Origin of the sequence: Vibrio tetraodonis (assembly GCF_003350295.1) — a bacterium.
GTDB classification, from domain to species: domain Bacteria; phylum Pseudomonadota; class Gammaproteobacteria; order Enterobacterales; family Vibrionaceae; genus Vibrio; species Vibrio tetraodonis.
In genome coordinates, this window is sequence record NZ_QLYY01000019.1 from 112,968 (window position 1) to 133,427 (window position 20,460).

21 protein-coding genes are annotated in these 20,460 nt (G+C 42.9%); 16 read left to right on the plus strand and 5 right to left on the minus strand.

Annotated elements, in window-relative coordinates:
- The first annotated feature begins 111 nt into the window (after positions 1-111).
- Positions 112-2,337 (plus strand): NADP-dependent isocitrate dehydrogenase, encoded by a 2,226-nt coding sequence (locus DPF90_RS14995; RefSeq protein WP_114787145.1) that lies wholly within the window; start codon positions 112-114, stop codon positions 2,335-2,337.
- A gap of 89 nt (positions 2,338-2,426) precedes the next feature.
- Here DPF90_RS14995 and cspD read toward each other — a convergent pair whose 3' ends face one another.
- Positions 2,427-2,648 (minus strand): cold shock domain-containing protein CspD, encoded by a 222-nt coding sequence (cspD, locus tag DPF90_RS15000; protein WP_114787146.1) that lies wholly within the window; start codon positions 2,646-2,648, stop codon positions 2,427-2,429.
- A 466-nt stretch (positions 2,649-3,114) separates the two neighbouring features.
- On the opposite strand from cspD, the gene clpS reads away from it, so the two are divergent.
- Together clpS and clpA are read left to right on the plus strand one after the other, a co-directional pair.
- The gene (gene clpS / locus DPF90_RS15005; RefSeq protein ID WP_114787147.1) at positions 3,115-3,435 is read left to right on the plus strand and encodes an ATP-dependent Clp protease adapter ClpS; all 321 of its coding nucleotides are present in this window, start codon (positions 3,115-3,117) and stop codon (positions 3,433-3,435) included.
- Between the two features lie 41 nt (positions 3,436-3,476).
- Positions 3,477-5,750: an ATP-dependent Clp protease ATP-binding subunit ClpA gene (clpA, locus tag DPF90_RS15010; RefSeq protein WP_114787148.1), complete on the plus strand. Its 2,274-nt coding sequence runs from the start codon at positions 3,477-3,479 to the stop codon at positions 5,748-5,750.
- Between the two features lie 98 nt (positions 5,751-5,848).
- On the opposite strand, the gene DPF90_RS15015 is transcribed toward clpA, so the two are convergent.
- Complete coding sequence (locus DPF90_RS15015) at positions 5,849-6,670, minus strand: NAD-dependent epimerase/dehydratase family protein (protein WP_114787149.1); 822 nt, start codon at positions 6,668-6,670, stop codon at positions 5,849-5,851.
- A 245-nt stretch (positions 6,671-6,915) separates the two neighbouring features.
- Here DPF90_RS15015 and DPF90_RS15020 point away from each other — a divergent pair, with 245 nt between their 5' ends.
- Complete coding sequence (locus tag DPF90_RS15020) at positions 6,916-7,602, plus strand: substrate-binding periplasmic protein (RefSeq protein WP_420855773.1); 687 nt, start codon at positions 6,916-6,918, stop codon at positions 7,600-7,602.
- 1 nt (position 7,603) lies between these two features.
- Here DPF90_RS15020 and DPF90_RS15025 read toward each other — a convergent pair whose 3' ends face one another.
- Complete coding sequence (locus DPF90_RS15025; RefSeq protein ID WP_114787151.1) at positions 7,604-7,846, minus strand: TIGR02647 family protein; 243 nt, start codon at positions 7,844-7,846, stop codon at positions 7,604-7,606.
- A gap of 287 nt (positions 7,847-8,133) precedes the next feature.
- Between DPF90_RS15025 and focA the strand changes: the two genes are divergently transcribed.
- Positions 8,134-8,976, plus strand: coding sequence for a formate transporter FocA (focA, locus tag DPF90_RS15030; protein ID WP_114787152.1), 843 nt, complete (start codon positions 8,134-8,136; stop codon positions 8,974-8,976).
- Between the two features lie 130 nt (positions 8,977-9,106).
- Here focA and DPF90_RS15035 read toward each other — a convergent pair whose 3' ends face one another.
- Complete coding sequence (locus DPF90_RS15035) at positions 9,107-9,901, minus strand: ABC transporter permease (protein ID WP_114787153.1); 795 nt, start codon at positions 9,899-9,901, stop codon at positions 9,107-9,109.
- Between the two features lie 272 nt (positions 9,902-10,173).
- Positions 10,174-10,926 (minus strand): substrate-binding periplasmic protein, encoded by a 753-nt coding sequence (locus DPF90_RS15045; RefSeq protein WP_240314529.1) that lies wholly within the window; start codon positions 10,924-10,926, stop codon positions 10,174-10,176.
- Between the two features lie 143 nt (positions 10,927-11,069).
- Here DPF90_RS15045 and DPF90_RS15050 point away from each other — a divergent pair, with 143 nt between their 5' ends.
- The 11 genes from DPF90_RS15050 (at position 11,070) to DPF90_RS15100 (ending at position 20,453) form a co-directional block, all read left to right on the plus strand.
- Positions 11,070-12,797: a glycoside hydrolase family 36 protein gene (locus tag DPF90_RS15050; RefSeq protein WP_114787155.1), complete on the plus strand. Its 1,728-nt coding sequence runs from the start codon at positions 11,070-11,072 to the stop codon at positions 12,795-12,797.
- A gap of 74 nt (positions 12,798-12,871) precedes the next feature.
- The gene (ruvC, locus tag DPF90_RS15055) at positions 12,872-13,393 is read left to right on the plus strand and encodes a crossover junction endodeoxyribonuclease RuvC (RefSeq protein WP_114787156.1); all 522 of its coding nucleotides are present in this window, start codon (positions 12,872-12,874) and stop codon (positions 13,391-13,393) included.
- A gap of 87 nt (positions 13,394-13,480) precedes the next feature.
- On the plus strand, positions 13,481-14,098 hold the full coding sequence (ruvA, locus tag DPF90_RS15060; RefSeq protein ID WP_114787157.1) for a Holliday junction branch migration protein RuvA: 618 nt from the start codon (positions 13,481-13,483) through the stop codon (positions 14,096-14,098).
- 20 nt (positions 14,099-14,118) lie between these two features.
- Entirely contained in the window at positions 14,119-15,123 is a 1,005-nt protein-coding gene (gene ruvB, locus DPF90_RS15065) for a Holliday junction branch migration DNA helicase RuvB (RefSeq protein WP_114787158.1), read from the plus strand.
- Between the two features lie 456 nt (positions 15,124-15,579).
- Positions 15,580-17,166, plus strand: coding sequence for a cytochrome ubiquinol oxidase subunit I (gene cydA / locus DPF90_RS15070; RefSeq protein ID WP_114787159.1), 1,587 nt, complete (start codon positions 15,580-15,582; stop codon positions 17,164-17,166).
- Positions 17,167-17,183: 17 nt separating this feature from the next.
- A complete protein-coding gene (cydB, locus tag DPF90_RS15075) occupies positions 17,184-18,320 on the plus strand; it encodes a cytochrome d ubiquinol oxidase subunit II (protein ID WP_114787160.1) in 1,137 nt (378 codons plus the stop codon).
- A 12-nt stretch (positions 18,321-18,332) separates the two neighbouring features.
- Positions 18,333-18,440 (plus strand): cytochrome bd-I oxidase subunit CydX, encoded by a 108-nt coding sequence (cydX, locus tag DPF90_RS15080; RefSeq protein WP_000270285.1) that lies wholly within the window; start codon positions 18,333-18,335, stop codon positions 18,438-18,440.
- Positions 18,433-18,735 carry a cyd operon protein YbgE gene (gene ybgE, locus DPF90_RS15085; protein ID WP_114787161.1) on the plus strand — a complete coding sequence of 101 codons (303 nt, stop codon included), beginning with the start codon at positions 18,433-18,435 and terminating at the stop codon, positions 18,733-18,735. The genes cydX and ybgE overlap by 8 nt, the downstream gene beginning before the upstream one ends.
- Before the next feature lie 162 nt (positions 18,736-18,897).
- A complete protein-coding gene (gene ybgC, locus DPF90_RS15090) occupies positions 18,898-19,317 on the plus strand; it encodes a tol-pal system-associated acyl-CoA thioesterase (RefSeq protein ID WP_114787162.1) in 420 nt (139 codons plus the stop codon).
- A complete protein-coding gene (tolQ, locus tag DPF90_RS15095) occupies positions 19,307-20,005 on the plus strand; it encodes a protein TolQ (protein WP_114787163.1) in 699 nt (232 codons plus the stop codon). The genes ybgC and tolQ overlap by 11 nt, the downstream gene beginning before the upstream one ends.
- A 4-nt stretch (positions 20,006-20,009) precedes the next feature.
- Positions 20,010-20,453, plus strand: a complete 444-nt coding sequence (locus DPF90_RS15100; RefSeq protein ID WP_114787164.1) for an ExbD/TolR family protein — start codon at positions 20,010-20,012, stop codon at positions 20,451-20,453.
- Positions 20,454-20,460 lie beyond the last annotated feature (7 nt).

The following is a 20,460-nucleotide window of genomic DNA, read 5'->3' on the forward strand; positions in this document are numbered from 1 at the left end:
GTAAGGAAAAGACAAAAGAGACAACAAAGCCGTTTGTAAGTGACTTACATACGGATACATCAACCAAAGCCGTCTACTGACGCGCTTTGCAAGAACGGATAGGGAAATTTCATGCCTACAGAAAAACCTACAATTATTTACACTATCACAGACGAAGCCCCAGCTTTAGCAACGTATTCACTATTGCCTATTATTCAGTCATTTACTGCTTCTTCTGGTATTGAAGTTGAGACTCGTGATATCTCTCTTGCCGGTCGTATTCTTGCAAACTTTCCTAAGTATTTAACAGAGCAGCAGCGTATTAACGATGCGTTGACTGAGCTTGGTGAACTGGCTAAGACGCCAGAGGCGAATATCATTAAACTGCCTAACATTTCAGCTTCTATCCCACAGTTGCAAGCCGCAATCAAAGAGTTACAAGCGAAAGGTTACAGCTTGCCTAATTACCCAGAAGAGCCAAATACGCAAGAAGAAAAAAACATTAAGGCGACGTACGACAAGATTAAAGGTAGTGCCGTAAACCCAGTGCTTCGTGAAGGTAATTCAGATCGCCGTGCCCCTTTATCTGTCAAGAACTACGCGAAGAAAAACCCACATTCAATGGGTGCTTGGGCTAAAGACTCAAAGTCCCACGTTTCTAGTATGTCTGGGAACGATTTCTTTGGCAGTGAAAAGTCGCACACAGTCAATGGTGCAACGCAAGTTAAGATCGAATTTACCTCCAAGAATGGCCAAGTCAAAGAGCTGAAAGCACCTTTCGCGATACAAGATAAAGAAATTATCGATTGCTCTGTAATGAACAAGAAAGCTCTGGTTGAGTTTTTCGAAGCAGAAATCGAAGATGCCAAAAAACAGGGCGTTTTACTGTCGCTGCACATGAAAGCAACCATGATGAAAGTATCTGATCCTGTTATTTTTGGTCATGCGGTTCGCGTATATTACAAAGAGGTATTTGCCAAATACGGGGATGTATTTGAGCAATTAGGCGTTGACGTAAACAACGGTATTGGTGATGTTTATGCGAAAATAACCTCCCTTCCTGCTGATCAAAAAGCAGAAATTGAAGCCGCAATTCAAGACGTTTATCGTACCCAGCCTCCGCTGGCTATGGTTGACTCTGACCGTGGTATCACCAACTTGCATGTACCGAGCGATATCATTGTCGATGCGTCAATGCCAGCTATGCTTCGTTCGTCTGGACAAATGTGGGGTCCAGATGGAAAGCAAAACGATACCAAAGCGATGATCCCAGATCGTAGCTACGCCAGTATTTATCAAGCAGTTATTGATTTCTGTAAGGAAAATGGTGCGTTTGATCCAACTACAATGGGTAGTGTACCCAATGTGGGCTTAATGGCTCAAAAAGCAGAAGAGTATGGCTCGCATGATAAAACATTTATTCTTGACCAAGCTGGTACGATAAAAGTGGTAGATTCTGCAGGAGCTGTTTTACTTGAGCAAATAGTGGAAGAAGGTGATATTTTCCGCATGTGCCAGGTAAAAGATGCACCTATTCAAGATTGGGTAAAACTGGCGGTGACGCGCGCTCGTGCAACAGGATCCCCAGCAGTATTCTGGCTAGATAAAAATCGAGCGCATGATGCTCAACTTATCGAGAAGGTGAACGCCTATCTACCGCAGCATGATACTTCTGGTCTAGACATCAAAATATTAGCTCCACTTGAAGCGTGTAAGTTTTCTCTGGAGCGAATTAAACTTGGCCTAGATACTATCTCTGTAACAGGTAACGTTCTACGTGATTACTTGACTGATCTATTCCCTATATTGGAGCTAGGTACATCAGCTAAAATGTTGTCTATTGTGCCTCTGATGAATGGTGGTGGTTTGTTTGAGACGGGAGCTGGAGGTTCAGCGCCTAAGCACGTACAGCAAGTGGAGAAAGAAAACCATTTAAGATGGGATTCATTGGGTGAGTTTTTAGCGTTAGCGGCTTCGTTGGAGCACCTCAGTACAGTAACGGGTAATGCCAAAGCTAAGGTACTCGCGGATGCTCTAGATCTCGCAACGGGTGAGTTCTTGGATAATAATAAGTCACCATCGAGAAAAGTGGGTGAGTTAGACAACCGTGGTAGCCATTATTACCTTGCTACATACTGGGCACAGGCGCTTGCTAAACAAACGTCTGACGTCTCACTAGCAGAAGAGTTCGCTCCAATTGCTCAAGCCCTGTCTTCGAAAGAGGCAGATATTGTAGCTGAGTTAAATGGTGCACAGGGTAAAGCGGGCGAGTTGGGAGGCTATTATGCTCCAGAGTTTGATAAAGCCGCAAAACTCATGCGTCCAAGTGAAACACTAAATGCCATTATTAATGGTTAATATTGTTTTGTAAATTTGAAACCGCCGAATTAGCGGCGGTTTTTTGTATTTGGTACCTTGAGTACCGGATGGTGAAATCTAGCAGCGAATTATTTAACGGCTTGGGCTTCCACGGGAACCACTGAACTTGCGTGGTATCCTTTTGGCCCTTCCTCCACTTCAAATGTTACTTGTTGGCCCGCTTTCAGTGTACGATACCCGTCCATTTTGATAGTTGAATAATGGGCGAATACATCTCCATCTTCTCCTTCTGGACAGATAAAACCAAATCCTTTGGCGTTGTTAAACCATTTTACTGTACCTGTAGCCATGCTATACATCCCTCATGCATATTGTTACTAACGTTGTGTGATTACACGAACAATCCGTGTGTAAACATAACAGTGAATAACCATTCAGCCGCTGCTAAATTTCCAGTCACTATGTGACCAATGTAGTCAATGCTTGGGAGCAGTCAATAGTGAAAATTGCTTGAACTGTGCATATTTGTAAACAAGTCACCTTTATCGTTTACGTTCTTGCAATTATTTTCACACTGCGACCAGTACTATATAATAAAGAAAAGGGTTTTTGGTTTCTTTTTAATCAATTAGATAGATAATTCAGCCAGATACAAATCTTTTATTTGCAGCGATACAATTGCTGCATTAGTCTCTAAGTAAGGGCGTAAATTTGCTTTGCTCAATTTGGCCGCACTATAAGAGATAGATCTACATATAAAACGCATTGAAGTGTTAAAATCATATGAAAGGGACGTTGTTTTAAACACGAAGAGTCATGAGCAAGCAATTTGAATGGGTTTCTCCAGACCACGATTTACTGGAGATTGAAAAGACTAAAGTGTCGCCACCATCTCGGTACAATGTCGTTCTAAACAACGACGATTACACCCCGATGGACTTTGTAATTGAGATCCTAGAGCGCTTTTTTTCGATGGATATAGACAGAGCGACACAAGTAATGCTCAAAGTGCATTACGAAGGTAAAGCGATTTGTGGCACATATACTGCAGAGGTCGCAGAGACAAAAGTAGCGCAAGTTACAATGTATTCTCAGGAAAACGAGCATCCCTTGCTTTGTACAATGGAGCAAGTGTAGAGCTTAACCAAGCAATTTAAGTTGCTGCTAAGGAGGTACTTATGTTGAATAAAGAGTTAGAGTCGAGTCTTAATGGCGCATTCTCTCGTGCTAGAGACAAGCGACATGAGTTCATGACTGTCGAGCACCTCCTGCTAGCATTGTTAGAAAATGATGCGGCCAGAGAGGCTTTGCTGGCCTGTCAGGCGGATATTGACTCGCTAAGGAATGAGTTAGATATCTTTATCGATCAAACGACACCATTGATACCAGAAAATGATGAAACAAGAGAAACGCAACCAACACTGAGTTTTCAGCGTGTCCTGCAGCGTGCAGTATTTCACGTTCAATCATCTGGTCGAAGTGAAGTGACAGGTGCCAATGTTCTGGTTGCCATTTTTAGTGAGCAAGAATCTCACGCAGCTTATTTAATGAAGAAGAATGACATTAGTCGCCTCGATATCGTTAACTTCATTTCTCATGGTATTACTAAAGCGTCTAGCTCAAGCGACGATTCATCTTCTTCTGATTCATACAGCAGTAACGATAGTGCTGAGGAGTCGGGATCCGAAGAGCGTCTAGAAAGCTTTGCATCTAACCTCAATTTGCTGGCTAAACAGGGTCAAATTGATCCTCTAATTGGTCGAGACAAAGAGCTTGAGAGGACAATACAAGTTCTATGTCGTCGTCGTAAAAACAATCCTCTATTAGTTGGCGAGGCTGGTGTTGGTAAAACGGCTATCGCTGAAGGACTGGCTTGGAGAATTGTTGAAGGGCAAGTTCCTGAAATCATAAAACAAAGCGTTATTTATTCTCTGGATATCGGATCCTTACTTGCGGGTACCAAATATCGAGGTGATTTTGAGAAACGTTTTAAAGCAATTCTCAAACAGTTGGAAAAAGAGGACGATGCCATACTGTTCATCGACGAGATTCATACCATCATCGGGGCTGGTGCAGCTTCAGGCGGTCAGGTCGATGCGGCAAATCTGATAAAACCCCTGCTAAGTAGTGGCAAATTACGTTGTATAGGTTCTACAACCTATCAGGAATACAGCAATATTTTCGACAAGGAGCGAGCTCTCTCACGTCGTTTCCAAAAAATAGATATTGTTGAACCATCACTTGACGACACGACGAAAATCTTAATGGGGCTCAAGCCTAAATATGAAGCACACCATGAGGTTCGTTACACCAATAAGGCACTTCGCGCTGCTGTTGAGCTTTCTGCAAAATACATCAATGAGCGTCATTTACCTGACAAAGCCATTGATGTGATTGACGAGGCTGGTGCGCGTCATCGCCTTGCCCCGGCAAGCCGTCGCAAGAAAACCGTCGGGGTCGCTGACATCGAAGCTATGGTTGCCAAAATGGCACGTATTCCAGAGAAGTCAGTATCTTCTTCCGATAAAGAAATCCTGCAAAATCTTGATGATAAGATGAAGATGTTGGTTTTTGGTCAAGACGATGCTATTGATGTCTTAAGCGAGGCTATTAAACTGACTAGAGCAGGACTGGGCGCCGATAATAAACCCGTCGGTTCTTTCTTGTTTGCTGGGCCCACAGGCGTTGGTAAGACTGAAGTAACGCTTCAGCTTTCAAAACTAATGGGTATCGAGCTATTGCGCTTTGACATGTCTGAGTACGGTGAGAGGCACTCTGTTAGCCGATTAATTGGCGCACCTCCTGGTTACGTTGGTTACGATCAAGGTGGTTTATTGACCGATGCAGTTATCAAACACCCACACTCTGTTGTTCTGTTGGATGAAATAGAAAAAGCTCACCCAGACATTTTTAATCTGTTGTTGCAGGTTATGGATAACGGTACGCTCACGGATAACAATGGCCGTAAAGCGGATTTCCGTAACGTTATTTTAGTGATGACAACTAATGCGGGTGTTCAGGAGACAGTCAAAAAATCGATTGGTCTGATCCAGCAAGATCACAGTCATGATGCGATGTCGGAGATTAAAAAAGTATTTACACCTGAGTTCCGCAACCGATTAGATAATGTAATTTGGTTCAATAGCTTGGATGAGAATGTCATTCATCAAGTGGTTGATAAGTTTATTGTTGAACTGCAGGCACAGTTGGATGCAAGAGGTGTTTCGCTCGAAGTTTCAGATAAAGCTCGCCATTGGCTGGCTCTTAAAGGTTATGACAAGGCGATGGGAGCAAGACCAATGGGGCGCGTTATTCAGGAACAGCTCAAAAAGCCGCTTGCAAACGAACTCTTGTTTGGTGCTCTAGTTGATGGTGGGACAGTGAAGGTCGACTTGAGAAAAGATCAGCTCAAATTCAAGTATATGAGCCAGAAAGAAGTCGCTGTTCATTAAGTCTGTGAAAAGCAATCTTAAGCCAGGGTGCTCAGTACTCTGGCTTTTTTAATTTGACTAATAAATACCTTTTCTTTAGTGGTGTAGTGAGCATGCTCTTAGACTAGCTCCAACGTGTGCTGATAGTGAAATTTGTATCCTAGCTCTTCTACGTGAGTTGAGCTAATACGCTTATCATCTTGTTGGACTACGGGGGGCAACGGGTGCTTAGATTGAACACTATCCAGAGCGGCTTGGTAAAACTCAGCTTTACTGACGGTATTAGGCGTTGTGGCGTTAACAACGGCGTTTGACGTTAATGTAGACATGAAACTGACCACGCCAATTGCATCAGTAAGATGCAACATGTTTGCTGGTGCACTTGAGCTAACTTGTTTCATTTTACCAACAAAGCGGCTAGGGTGGCGATCTGGACCCACAAGGCCACTACAACGAACAATTGCGTATTTTATGCCTGAGTCAATTACATATTGCTCTGCTTGAAGCATAATCTTGGACTTTAGAGTGAAATCCTTGTTGTGTGAGGCGATAGACAGATAGGCATCGTCTTCTGTCATGGCCTTTGCAACATCAGGATAAACGCCGGTCGAGCTAACCATTATGATTTTTTCCACATGTGCTGATTGACATGCTTTAACCAGTTTATCCCAGTATCGGGTGTATTTTTCTCCATCACCGGATCTAAATCCTGGTGGAAAACAGCCAATAACAAGATCTGGTTGAGCGCTTTTAATGCTACTCGTGATGGTGTTTACATCACTTTTTAGGTCGATTAATGTACCAGTAAGAAGTAAATCATTGATTTCAGAGACACCAGCTTCGGTGGTTCGGCTAACCGCTACTCTATGGCCAATCGTTTGTAGATAGTGAGCGAGTGGTTTACCTAGCCACCCACCACCAATAATTAATATGTCTTTCATACTTATCTCGTCATAGTCTCGGCCTAGTTTGATTACTATCTAAGAGATCCAATAAATAATCAACCATAGTTTTTTGGGCTCTACGTCTCATAGATGAGACATCGCTCCGCTGTGGCTAAACATCATTAACTCTATTATTAATAGATGTATAACTGGGGACACATTGTTGGGATTGGATGAAGTGGCTTTTGCTGTGTTGGCTTGGGTTCATACCTGTTCTAGTCTCGGCTAGCAACAAGGTATATATGACGTCTTTAGATTGGCCTCCTTACTCGGGGGAGAACTTACGTGAAAATGGCTATTCTATTGCCATTGCTCGTGAGGCTTTCTCTGCTATGGGCTATGACCTAATCGTAGATTTCGAGCCTTGGGTGAGGGCGGTTTCATTAGCCACGAAATCAGAAAAATATATCGGATATTTCCCCGAGTATTTCTTTGATACCCAAGACTTTGTTTTTTCGGATTCGATTGGTAGCGGGCCACTGGGCTTAGTCGAAAATTCTAATTTCCCAGTAACATGGAGTAAATTAGTCGATCTAAAAACGCTTCGTATCGGTGTTGTTCAAGGGTACGTCAATACTAAAGAATTCGATGATATGGTTGCAGATGGAGAGCTAGATGTAGAGGCATCGAGTAATGATACTAAGAATATTCATAAGGTAGCGAAAAGACGGTTAGATGCTGCAGTAATAGATTCGAATGTGCTAGAGCATTTGATCAGTGAGGACTCTCAGGAAGCTTTCTTAAGACAGCATTTGCAAATGAACACTAGGCTATTGGACAACAAACAAATCTATGTTGCTTTTCGTAACGAACCGAAAGGAATTGATCTGAAGACGATTTTCAATCAAGGCTTACAAAAGATTGATATCGAGTCGATTATTCATCGGTTGAACAAGCCAACCGATGCTGAGGGTAACATGGCTAATTGAACTAGGCGATTTCGCTGGAGAGTACTCGGAGTACTTTATCTGCATGTTCCGCAACCTCAATGCCTTCGTCAGTGAGATAACCCCCGTCTGGTTGTGTGCATAGCCCCTTATCAAAAAGTCTGCCAACCGCCGCCTGTATCTCATCGGTTGCATCTTGATGTACTTTTATCCCTGTTGCTGCACTTCGAATATCAAACTGAAGTAATAAGTTTAGTTCAGCCATTTTGTCCGCTGTATATTTCATATTTGTCTTCTCCATAACATGCTACACAGCAACCTTAATCTCTGTAGGGGTACAGGGCAACGCTGGCTAGCAAGAAATGTTATCTGTTACCTGATATTACATGCTTAACTCGGTAGTGATTAAGTTAAATCGTATCATTCTCGATTGTTCGTGCTGTTAGGCTGGTCTTAACGCGGTATCGAAATGACATAATTTAATTTCTTGAGATGAAAATTAGCACTTGAAAATTATAGTGATAACAGTGATCATTCGCGGCCATAAAACCACAAATTAAAAAATGTTTTATGATGAACCTGAACCATTTGGATTCTTTGTTACCCCCGCAAATGGCTGAACGTGCGGTAGAAATTGGTGTTGTTAAGGTCACCAAAGACCCTATAAAGTCTTTTCTGTTAGCCATTTCAGCGGGTATTCACATTGGTATTGCTTTTGTCTTCTACACAATTGTCACCACAGGAGCGGCTGATCTACCATGGGGTATGACTAGGCTCATTGGTGGACTGGCATTTAGTTTAGGTTTGATACTGGTTGTAGTGACAGGCGGAGAGTTGTTCACCAGCTCAGTATTGACTCTGGTTGCTCGCGCTAGTGGCAAAATCAGTTGGAAGATGCTGTTTAAAAACTGGTTTATAGTTTATAGCGGTAATCTTATAGGAGCCTTGCTTTTAGTTATATGCATGTTGCTCACCAAGCAATACATGTTTGATGGTGGCCAAGTTGGGCTCAACGCAATGGCGATTTCACAGCATAAACTCCATCATGATTTTATCTCGGCCGTCGCTCTAGGCATTATGTGCAACGTATTAGTATGTATAGCCGTTTGGATGACATTTAGTGGGCGTACTTTAACTGACAAAATTGCGGTGATGATATTGCCAGTGGCTATGTTTGTTTCTTCTGGATTTGAGCATTGTATAGCAAATATGTTTCAGGTACCCATGGCAATAGGTATCAAATTCTTTGCACCTTCAGAGTTTTGGCAAATGACAGGGGTTAATCCGTCTGATTACGCAGACTTGAATTTGGTGAATTTTGTAATGAATAATTTAATACCTGTTACCATAGGAAACATAATAGGTGGCGGTATTTTTGTCGGCGTATGGTACTGGATGATTTATCTTAAAGACTAACACTATGCCTAGCGGTAATCTTATCTTGGAGCTTATGGCACATACAGGATATTTATTGCTCAGCTCGAGAACTTATCCTGAAAGCTATGACACGGTTATCCACAGATTCTGTGGATAACATCGATACTTATTATTGGTGTTTGAAGTTGACCAATATCTTCCCTTCTTTGTTGATGCAATAGCGAATCGTGAGTGTCAAAGTGAGACTTAGGGATATCGACAACATGACAAATATAGCGATCATGATCAAGAGCTGGTATTTGATCGCTATAATCGGGTTTGCCCCCCCTAAAATCTGACCTGTCATCATCCCAGGCAATGTCACTAAGCCTGTCGTTGTCATTGATGCAAGAGTTGGCGCTAATGATTTTCTTATTGCGTCACTGACAAAAGATTGAGTAGCAAACCGAGCTGAAGCTCCAAGCGCAATCGCTGCTTCGTACTCTCCTCGACGTGAATCCATGGTAGTGAATAAGTTTTGTAACCCCACAATATTTCCGCTCAGTGAGTTACCCAGCAACATTCCTGCTAGAGGTATTATGTATTGAGCGTTGAAGAGGGGCACTGGCTTTATAATGACTATGCATAATACTGCTAGGATTGGTATTAGGCCGATAAGCAAACTGGCTGACACAGGGTAGATCAATCTTTTATGGGGAAGGTTCGCTTTACTGATAATAGCGCTCGCCCCTATCAAGGTCATAACGAGTAACCACACTGTGTTTATTACGGCGTTGTTAGTATTGAACAAGTATTCTAAATAGAGTCCTACCATAAGCAGTTGAATTGTCATTCTGACAATACTAATGACGATATCGCGCCCAATATGAAGCCTAAAGTAACGGTTGATAAAAAGAGGAATTGTTAAGGTCGAAAAGAACAGAAATAAGAGTGGCCAAGGAATATCTATCACACCACTATTCATTTAAAACTCCTTATCTACGATGTTATCCGTCAATGGGTTCTATGGTCAGTTCTGATGATCATGAGTTAGAGTTTTATGAGTGCCTTCATTCTTACCATAAAATTCTATCAAAGATAGCTCGATACTCAAAAATAAATAGTCAGTTTAAACAAAGTATTAGTGTTTTAAGCGAAGTTAAATATGTGGGAACGGTGACTTCATTTGGTGGTCCCACAGAAGTGGCGTAAGCAACTATGACCAAGTGCGAGCTAATAGAGGAAGCACTTGGTTCCCTAATCAGTTAAGCCATATTTAATTTTGATATCTTGGAGCCTGATTTTTGCGTTGTCTTTGAAGTATTGATTGAGCTGAGAGACAATTTCTTGAGCGTGTGGATGGTCTCTTCGAACCGCTGCGTGTAACGGTGTGGAATCGAGATGACTGCGACTAAAGTACAGTTTGCCCTTACCAACTCTCATCTCTTGTACTGCCCATCTTCCTACCGCTTCGTCGGTGATTAGCACATCTGCTCGCTCTGTCAGTACTTGTCGTATACTGTTAGTCAGATCGAGGGAGTTGATAGGGATCATATCTGGGTATTGGCGTAAATTTCCCGCGTAGGCATAATTGTTAATAAGAGCCACTCTCATCCCTTTTAAACTTTCTAATGACTCATATTCAAATTTAGTATCGCTACGTGAAACAAATACCATTCGGTTATTCATATAGCTATCCGTTAAAAGATAATCTTTTTCCCTTTGTTCTGTTTTCCAGATAGCAATGATGACATCATTTTGTCCGCCCAACGTTTCTTTTAGCACACGAGACCAAGGTTTTACCGTATAGTCGAACTCAAGTTCTGCAGCGTCGAGTGCGCCAGTGACTAGATCATAGGCAATACCACTACCGTAGGCAGAATTTACTATATAAGGTGGCCAAAGATCTTGCGACACCCTAAGACGTTCATCTTCAGCTAATACGGAGCGGCCATACATTAAGCTCATGATAAGTAAAGCATATAGTTGTAGATTTTTAAACTTGATCACTCTCTCACCCAGATTGGTTTTATAACTGCTTATAACTAGTTTAGTTCAGGATAAAACAGAACGTCTCAAACTGAAAAATAGACATAAAAATTGGAGTAACCTAATGTAAATAAAGAAACATCATAAACCTAAGGGAAATCCGTATGTCGTTTTCAGTGACGCTGGAGAACGGCCATAACCTGCGAGTAAGAGACATTAACTTGCATGCACAAGTAGACACAAACGAGGTAACCTTCGTTTACCAAGGGCTGAGCAATGATCCCTGCAGTAGTAGCTACGTTTTGGCGATCACTGAATTTGTGTTTGATCACAATGCCGTCTTGCTTGGTGACGAGTTTCAAATGTCTAGCCAAACAACTGGAACTGTCGATAATCCTGAAGATGTAGGGACACATTCAGATCAATCTAGTCCTTATCAATTCTATTCCGCTTCGTCACCCAAACGTTATTACAACTATTTACTGGTAGAAGAGGCGACTTGTTATACCTTGTTTGGCTTCACTTCTTGTTATCGCTTTGCTGGCTATTTTGAATTAGTCGAAGTAGAGCAGCATCAATGGATTAAAATTTGTATCGACGCTGAAGAAACGTGTCCGCAAGATTGGTCATCCAATCAATTAGAATCTATCGCGATTTTAAAAGGAGATTCTTTGGCTGAGCTCTTTGCGGAGTACACACATCTTGTTTCTTGCCACCATAGCGAGAAAAAAGGGGTGAAGAAAGACGCTCCTTTAGTTTGCTGCTATCCACCTGATGTCTCAGAGAGCTTTGTAAAGGATAACCTTAGTCAAATTGAAGATGGCTTTGAAAGCCTCGACTATGTGATGATCGATGAGGGTTATCAAGCTTGTATAGGAGACTGGCTTATTCCATCTGATCAATTTCCTTCTGGGATAAAATCCTTGTCCAAGGAAATTAAGCGCTGTGGGAAAAAACCTGCACTCTGGCTTGCGCCGTTTGTTGTTCACGAAGAGTCAGAGGTTTTTCGTCATCATAGTGATGACTGGTTGGTCACTCACTCGGACGGCTCTTTACTCCGAGTAGAGGATATCGCTTATGAAGGAGGGCGATCTAAATCCGGTTACATACTAGATACGACTAACCCAGATGTTCAAGAGCATCTCAGTCACATATTGGTTACTATGCGAAAAGAGTGGGGTATCCAGCTGTTTAAGTTGGATGCCTTATTTTGGGGCTCGGTAAGAGGTTGTCGTCAGCAGGATGGGATCACAGGAGTGGAAGCTTATCGATTAGGAATGGAAGCCATCAATGATGGAGTTGGCAACGCTCTGATTTTAGGCTGTAATGCACCTCTGTGGCCATCGCTGGGAATGGTTGATGCAATGCGAGTCTCTAGTTTCCGAGACTCCGATAATAAGTGCTTTATCGAGGATGCTCGTGAAGCTTTTTTTCGCAGTTGGCAACATAGAAGGCTTTGGCAGATAGCACCAGGTTACGCCACTTTAATTCCTTTGCCAAATGCCCCATTTGAACAGACACATGTTGAATTTCATCGCAATGCACTGCTCGCGTGTGGAGGCGTGTTAATGTCCGGCGATCCACTGACCCAACTGAATCATTTTGCGAAAAGTACTTTGTCTCGTCTTTTTGTACGTCATAAACACAACCAAAATTCCGCTCGATTTTCTTCGTTGTCTCTCGATCATGCCTATTTAAGGATGAATGATAGAAATGATTTACATTGTCTGTTTAACTTCCAAGCCTGTAAGCAGACAATGTGTTTGACGTCGACTAGGCCGGTAGATTGGCATGATTACTGGAGCGGCAAGAAGCTTAATGTACAACGCACTGATGTGTTTGAGGTCGAAGTAAAGGCTCTGTCGAGCAAAGCTATTTTAACCAAACGATAAAGGTGAAGCCTCGCTAATATGGTTGTGCTGGGCTACTATACCGAGTGTTTTAACCAATAGGTCTCATTGATATTATGTCAATCATCTTGGGTATCGACCCAGGCTCTCGTATCACAGGTTATGGTGTGATTCGTCAAGTAGGGCGTCATCTGCATTATTTGGGTAGTGGTTGTATTCGAACTTCAGAAAAAGACTTACCTGGACGCCTTAAACAAATTTATGCCGGTGTGACCGAAATCATTACCCAGTTTCAACCCGATGTTTTTGCCATTGAACAAGTTTTTATGGCAAGAAATGCGGACTCTGCATTGAAACTTGGTCAAGCGAGAGGCAGTGCCATTGTTGCGGCGGTTAATGCCGAATTACCAGTATATGAATATGCCGCTCGCCTAATAAAACAGGCTGTAGTAGGAACGGGTGGAGCTGATAAAGATCAAGTTCAACACATGGTTCAGTCTATTTTGAAGTTGCCCGCTAAACCGCAAGCAGATGCAGCGGATGCACTCGGCGCGGCAATATGCCATGCCAATACCAACAAAACCTTGGTGGCTCTGGCTGGACAGGCGGTGAGTGCCCGGAGAGGTCGATATCGTTAACTCTGTAGTATTCAACAAATAAAGAACTGGATGTTTATCCAGTTCTTTATTATTCTGTCATAAATTCTCCAGTAAAGAGTATGGATTGTGATTGGACGTTTGCGTGGAATTTTATTAGAGAAGCAACCCCCAGAGCTATTAATTGAAGTCAATGGCATTGGCTATGAAGTGCAAATGCCGATGAGTTGTTTCTATGAATTACCAAACATAGGTGAAGAAGCCGTTATCTATACGCATTTTGTTGTGCGAGAAGATGCGCAACTGCTTTATGGCTTCAATACCGTGAAAGAGCGTGCTCTATTTAGAGAAGTGATCAAAGCAAATGGTGTCGGACCCAAACTGGGATTGGGAATATTATCTGGTATGACCGCCAGTCAATTTGTATCCAGTGTAGAGCGCGAAGATATCTCGACACTTGTGAAGTTGCCAGGTGTTGGTAAAAAGACTGCTGAACGTTTGGTAGTAGAAATGAAAGATAGGCTCAAAGGATGGGGCGCGGGTGATTTATTTACGCCTCACACTGATGCAGCGCCTGTTGATGCTATAGAGCGTTCGAGTTCGAATAATGCGGAAGAAGAAGCAGTCAGTGCACTACTTGCATTAGGTTATAAACCGACTCAAGCTTCTAAGGTGATCTCTCAAGTAAAAACTCAAGATATGAGTAGTGAAGAGCTTATCCGCGAAGCTCTAAAGTCTATGGTTTAGTACAGGGTTAGGAACGTTTAATGATTGAAGCTGATCGCTTAATTGCCCCCGATAGCGCTGTCTATAAAGATGAAGATGTCATCGATAGGGCTATTCGCCCTAAAAAGCTGGCAGATTACCAAGGGCAAGATCATGTCCGTGATCAAATGGAAATTTTTATCAAAGCGGCCAATCTTAGGCATGAAGCTTTGGATCACCTGCTGATTTTCGGACCGCCTGGGCTAGGAAAAACCACATTAGCAAATATTGTGGCTAATGAAATGGGTGTTAATATTCGTACAACGTCGGGCCCAGTTCTTGAGAAAGCTGGCGATTTGGCTGCATTACTGACTAATTTAGAGGAGAATGACGTTCTCTTTATTGATGAGATTCATCGGCTGAGTCCTATGGTTGAGGAAGTCTTGTATCCAGCCATGGAAGACTATCAACTTGATATCATGATTGGAGAGGGCCCCGCTGCTCGGTCGATCAAAATTGATTTGCCGCCTTTCACTTTAATCGGCGCGACAACACGAGCAGGATCCTTGACCTCGCCCTTACGAGACCGCTTTGGTATCACTCAGCGATTAGAGTATTACAAGGTTGCTGATCTGCAGCATATTGTTCAGCGCAGTGCGGACTGCCTCGGTTTATCCATGGAAAAAGAAGGCGCGCTTGAAGTCGCTCGTCGAGCTCGAGGAACCCCACGTATTGCTAACCGTTTACTTCGTCGTGTTCGAGACTATGCAGAAGTGAAAGGTAATGGTCATATTTGTGCAGATATAGCTGATAAAGCATTGAATATGCTCGATGTCGATGTACAAGGCTTTGACTATATGGACAGAAAATTGCTGCTTGCCATCATGGAGAAGTTTGCTGGTGGTCCCGTTGGTTTGGATAACATGGCTGCGGCAATCGGAGAAGAAAAAGACACCATAGAGGATGTCTTAGAACCTTACTTGATTCAACAAGGATACTTACAAAGAACGCCCAGAGGTCGCATTGCTACTGACAGAGCGTATTTACATTTCGGTATTGAAAAATAAGTTTCCAGGGTCAGTCGTTTGGTGGCTGGCTCGCCTTGATTTGTGATAATTATCACAATAATAGAATATTCATAATGTCATAAAAGTAACTTAAAATTATCAGATGTTAATCATTTGTTTGTCATAAACATTCTCTTCCTGCCTAAAATAACCGCAAGTTAACAAAAGCTCGTGTAAACTATTGATGTAGATCAGGTTGATTGTTTTTTGAGCAAGAATGTCAAGCAAAACTTGATGTAAATCAAAGCTAAGCCTAAAAACAAACCTTTTGAAAGAGGTGGTTATTAGCAGTAGTATTAGCACAAGCTATATTAGCTAAAGCTTAACAATTAACTAACCGTTACGGTACATTTTTGCAACAACATGCTGTTTTTTGGCAACATTGTCTCACTCGTCTCAATGTTTACTGTGCTGCATAAATGTAGAAAGTGTCAGTATAGGCACAAAGGAGTAAACATGATTGATGTCGTCGATCTGTCGCGGTTGCAGTTTGCACTGACTGCGATGTATCACTTCCTCTTTGTACCATTGACTCTCGGTATGGCGTTCCTACTAGCCATTATGGAGTCTTTGTACGTAATGACGGACAAGCAAATTTATAAGGATATGACTAAGTTCTGGGGTAAGCTTTTTGGGATAAACTTTGTTCTGGGCGTTGCCACGGGTTTAACCATGGAGTTCCAGTTTGGTACTAACTGGTCATATTATTCTCACTACGTCGGCGATATTTTTGGGGCTCCGCTCGCCATTGAAGCTTTGGTGGCTTTCTTCCTAGAATCAACTTTTGTTGGCCTGTTCTTCTTTGGTTGGGATCGACTGACCAAACGACAGCACCTTGCCGTCACTTGGTTAGTAGCTCTTGGATCGAATTTCTCTGCTCTTTGGATTCTGGTTGCAAACGGGTGGATGCAAAACCCAGTAGGTGCAGAATTCAACTTTGAAACCATGCGTATGGAAATGGTGAGCTTTGCTGAAGTGGTCCTTAACCCTGTCGCTCAAGTTAAGTTCGTTCACACTGTTGCTTCTGGCTACACCACTGGTGCGATGTTTGTGCTGGGTATTAGTGGTTATTACTTGCTGAAAGGACGTGATATAGCTTTTGCTCGTCGTTCGTTTGCGATAGCTGCATCCTTTGGTATGGCGTCAATTCTGTCCGTGATTGTGCTCGGTGATGAATCCGGTTATGAACTAGGTGAAGTGCAGAAGGTAAAACTGGCTGCGGTTGAAGCTGAGTGGCATACAGAGCCTGCGCCTGCCTCTTTTACTCTGTTTGGCTTACCTAACCAAGACACAATGCATACTGATTACGCAATAAAGATCCCTTATGTTATGGGTATCATTGCGACACGTTCTATTGATGAGCAAGTTACAGGGCTTCGTGATTTGAGAGAAGAACACGTGGACAGAATCCGTAATGGTATGTATGCCTATGGTTTGTTGGAAAAACTGCGTGAAGGTGACAAGTCGGAAGAAAACATAGCGGCCTTTGATGAAGTTAAAGGTGATTTGGGCTATGGCTTGTTACTTAAACGTTATACAGAAAATGTGGTAGATGCCTCTGAAGACCAGATTCAAGCCGCAGCTGATGACTCGATTCCTACCGTATGGCCGCTGTTCTGGTCGTTTAGAATCATGGTTGCTTGTGGCTTCATTATGTTATTTGTCTTTGGCGCTGCATTTGTTCAAACATGTCGTCAGAAAATTGAGCAGAAGCCATGGGTTCTTAAAGCGGCTCTGCTGAGTATCCCTCTACCTTGGATAGCAATTGAAGCCGGTTGGTTTGTTGCTGAGTTTGGCCGTCAGCCTTGGGCTGTCGGGGAAATTCTTCCTGTGGATGTGGCTGCGTCTGCTTTGACTGCTGGGGAAATTTGGACGTCTTTGTTTGCTATTTTAGCACTTTATACTGTGTTCTTGATTGCTGAAGTTTACCTAATGCTTAAATTTGCTCGTAAAGGCCCAAGCAGTTTAAAAACGGGGCGTTATCATTTTGAGCAGGATATCAATTCTGTTGAAGATAAAGTTAGCCGCCAAGTTGACGCGTAAAGCACGGAGAAAAACATATGTTTGATTATGAAATCTTACGACTTATCTGGTGGGTTTTGATCGGTGTTCTTCTGGTCGGCTTCGCAGTAACGGATGGCTTTGATATGGGTGTTGGCGCGCTGGTACCTGTAATTGGCAAAACTGACAGTGAAAGACGAGTGATGATCAACTCTATTGCTCCGCACTGGGAAGGTAACCAAGTTTGGCTTGTTACCGCTGGTGGTGCATTATTTGCAGCATGGCCATTAGTCTATGCCACCTCTTTTTCTGGTTTTTACCTTGCGATGATCCTTACGCTGGCGGCTTTGTGGCTCCGCCCACTGGGCTTGGCGTATCGCTCAAAAATTGAAGACGAGAAATGGCGTTCAACATGGGACGTCTGTATTTCAGTCAGTGGATTTGTCCCTCCCGTTATTTTCGGTGTGGCTTTTGGTAACCTGCTGCAAGGGGTTCCTTTCCAACTGACAGAGTTTTTAATGCCGACATACCACGGATCTTTCTTTGAATTGCTCAACCCATTTGCATTGCTTTGTGGCTTAGTCAGCTTGTTTATGATCATTATGCAAGGTGCAACTTGGCTACAACTTAAAACAACGGATGCCGTGCATGCTCGTTCGCGCAGTGTTGCGCAGATCATGGGTTTATTGACGGTTGCAGCTTTTGTCGCTGCTGGCTTTTGGATTCAAAGTATTGAAGGTTATGTGATTACCAGCGTAATGGACCATGGTGCGGCATCGAATCCATTAGCGAAAGAAGTCGTTCGTGAGGCTGGTGCGTGGATGAACAATTTTGAGCAATATCCACTGATGTGGGCTGCGCCAATCTTGGGAGTGGTTATGTCCTTAATCACTGTGATTGCCTCACGTCTTGATCGTGGTGGAGTTGCATTCTTTGCTTCAAGTGTAGGGAACGCGGGCATTATTTTCACGGCTGGCTTAGCTATGTTCCCATTCATCATGCCCTCGGATTTAATGCCTAACCACAGTTTAACCATGTGGGATGCGACCTCGTCTGAGCTGACGCTCAACTTAATGACAGGCGTTGCCTTTATCATGGTTCCTGTGATCCTTGGCTATACCTCATGGACATACTACAAAATGTTCGGGCGTCTAGATAATAAGTTTATCGAAGACAACAAAGATTCACTGTACTAAGGAGCAAAGACTATGTGGTATTTCGCGTGGATTTTGGGAGTATTACTGGCTTGTGCATTTGGCATCATTAATGCGCTTTGGTTGGAGCATACTGAAATGATGGATAAAGACAGTGAATAGTATTTGCGAGCAAGTGGCTAAGCTGCATGCTCCGTTGGATAAAGCTCTGTTTAGAGCTTTATCTTTGATACTTGGTTTTTATCATGTGGCCCTCCTTATGTGGGATCCAAAACTATATGCTGATCAAATTGGCGGATTCAATGCAGTTGTCTCGCCACTCATGATTTGGGCCATGTGTTCGAGTATGGTGTTTGGCTTGAGTTTCAAGCCAAGAAACTGGTGCTGGCAAGTTCTATTTAGCCCTTATTTTTCTGTATCTATCCTTTCATATTTAACTATGACTAGGTTTTTCTGACTTTTCTTGCTTAAGCAAGTTTAGTTATTCAACAGATGGCACGACTAATATGATCAGCCGTGCTATTTTTGTTTCATGCGATGAAAATACGCCATTATTCCTTGCCTAACCAGTATTGGAGTGAGGTATAGTAGCGTTAATCATGCTGACCAAGAGAAAAACGTGGACATAAACCAACCTGTATTTGAACTCCCTGTGACTGTCTATTACGAAGATACTGACATAGGAGGTCTGGCTTATCATGCCAATTATCTAAAGTATTTCGAACGTTGCCGCTCTGAATGGTTAACTCATATTGGTGTCAGCCAAACAAGCCTGAGGGAACAAAACACTATTTTTGTAGTCCGACATGTGGAAATAGACTTTTTACAAGGTGCCCGTCTAGAGGATCGCTTAATCGTTAAAGCGACTGTTGCAAAGGCTCAGAAAGCATCGGTTACCTTCTGTCAGGAGATCGTAAATCATGATGGAGATATATTGTGTAAAGCAATGGTTAAGGTAGCATGCATCGATAGCGAAAAAATGAAGCCTTTGGCTTTTCCTCAAAACATTATTATGGAGTTAACTCAAAGTGACCGCTGATATTTCAATGCTTGATTTATTTCTTCAAGCAGGCCTGCTAGTAAAAATAGTGATGCTTACGTTGTTGGGCATGTCTATCGTTTCTTGGGCGATGATCATTAAACGCAGTAAAGTTTTGTCTCAAGCTGCAAAAGGCGCTGAAACTTTTGAGGATCAATTTTGGTCAGGCGCTGACCTGGCTGCTCTTTATCAAAATGCCAAAAAGCGCAAAGACGATATTAGCGGGACCGAGGAAATCTTTTACTCGGGCTTCACCGAATTTGCACGTTTAAGAAAAACTAATTCGGAGTCGCCTGATTTTATTATGGAAGGTACAGGCCGTGCGATGCGAGTCGCGGTTGCTCGTGAAGTCGATGAGTTGGAAACTAACTTGCCGTTTCTTGCCACTGTTGGCTCTATTAGTCCGTATATCGGCTTATTCGGCACCGTGTGGGGTATTATGCATGCCTTTATTGCTTTGGGCGAAGTCAAGCAAGCGACCCTAGCTATGGTTGCGCCAGGTATTGCAGAGGCACTGGTTGCGACTGCCATGGGTTTGTTTGCTGCAATTCCTGCTGTTATGGCTTATAACCGATTAAGTAACAAAGTCGGTAAGTTAGAGCATAGCTATGCCACTTTCTCTGAAGAATTTCATAGCATATTGCACCGCCAAGCTATGGCTGGTCGTGATTCTGCCAGCGGGGGCTAACATCATGGCTGGTTATCAACCTAAAAAACGCAAAATGACGGCAGAAATTAACGTCGTTCCATACATTGACGTTATGTTGGTTCTGCTTATCATCTTTATGGTGACGTCACCTTTTGTCACTCAAGGTGTGGATGTTGAGTTACCCAAAACTTCTACCGCTAAACCCGCCTCTGAGCTGGCGGGTGACAGTGATGCAAGTTTTATCATTGTTGAGATCGATCGAGAGGGTAACCTTGGCGTAAGCGTTGATGATGAAGAGGTTACTCGTGGACTTTCATTGCAGGACGTCATTGTTCGCATCAAGGCTGAACTCTCACTTAAGCCTGATTCTCCTGTGGCTGTTGGTGGTGATGCTGCGACGCCGTATGCAGAAGTTGTATTGGTTTTAGATGAATTAAGTCGAGCGGGGATCCCTAAGGTTGGCTTACTCACCGAGATAAAGGAATAAGCGCGCT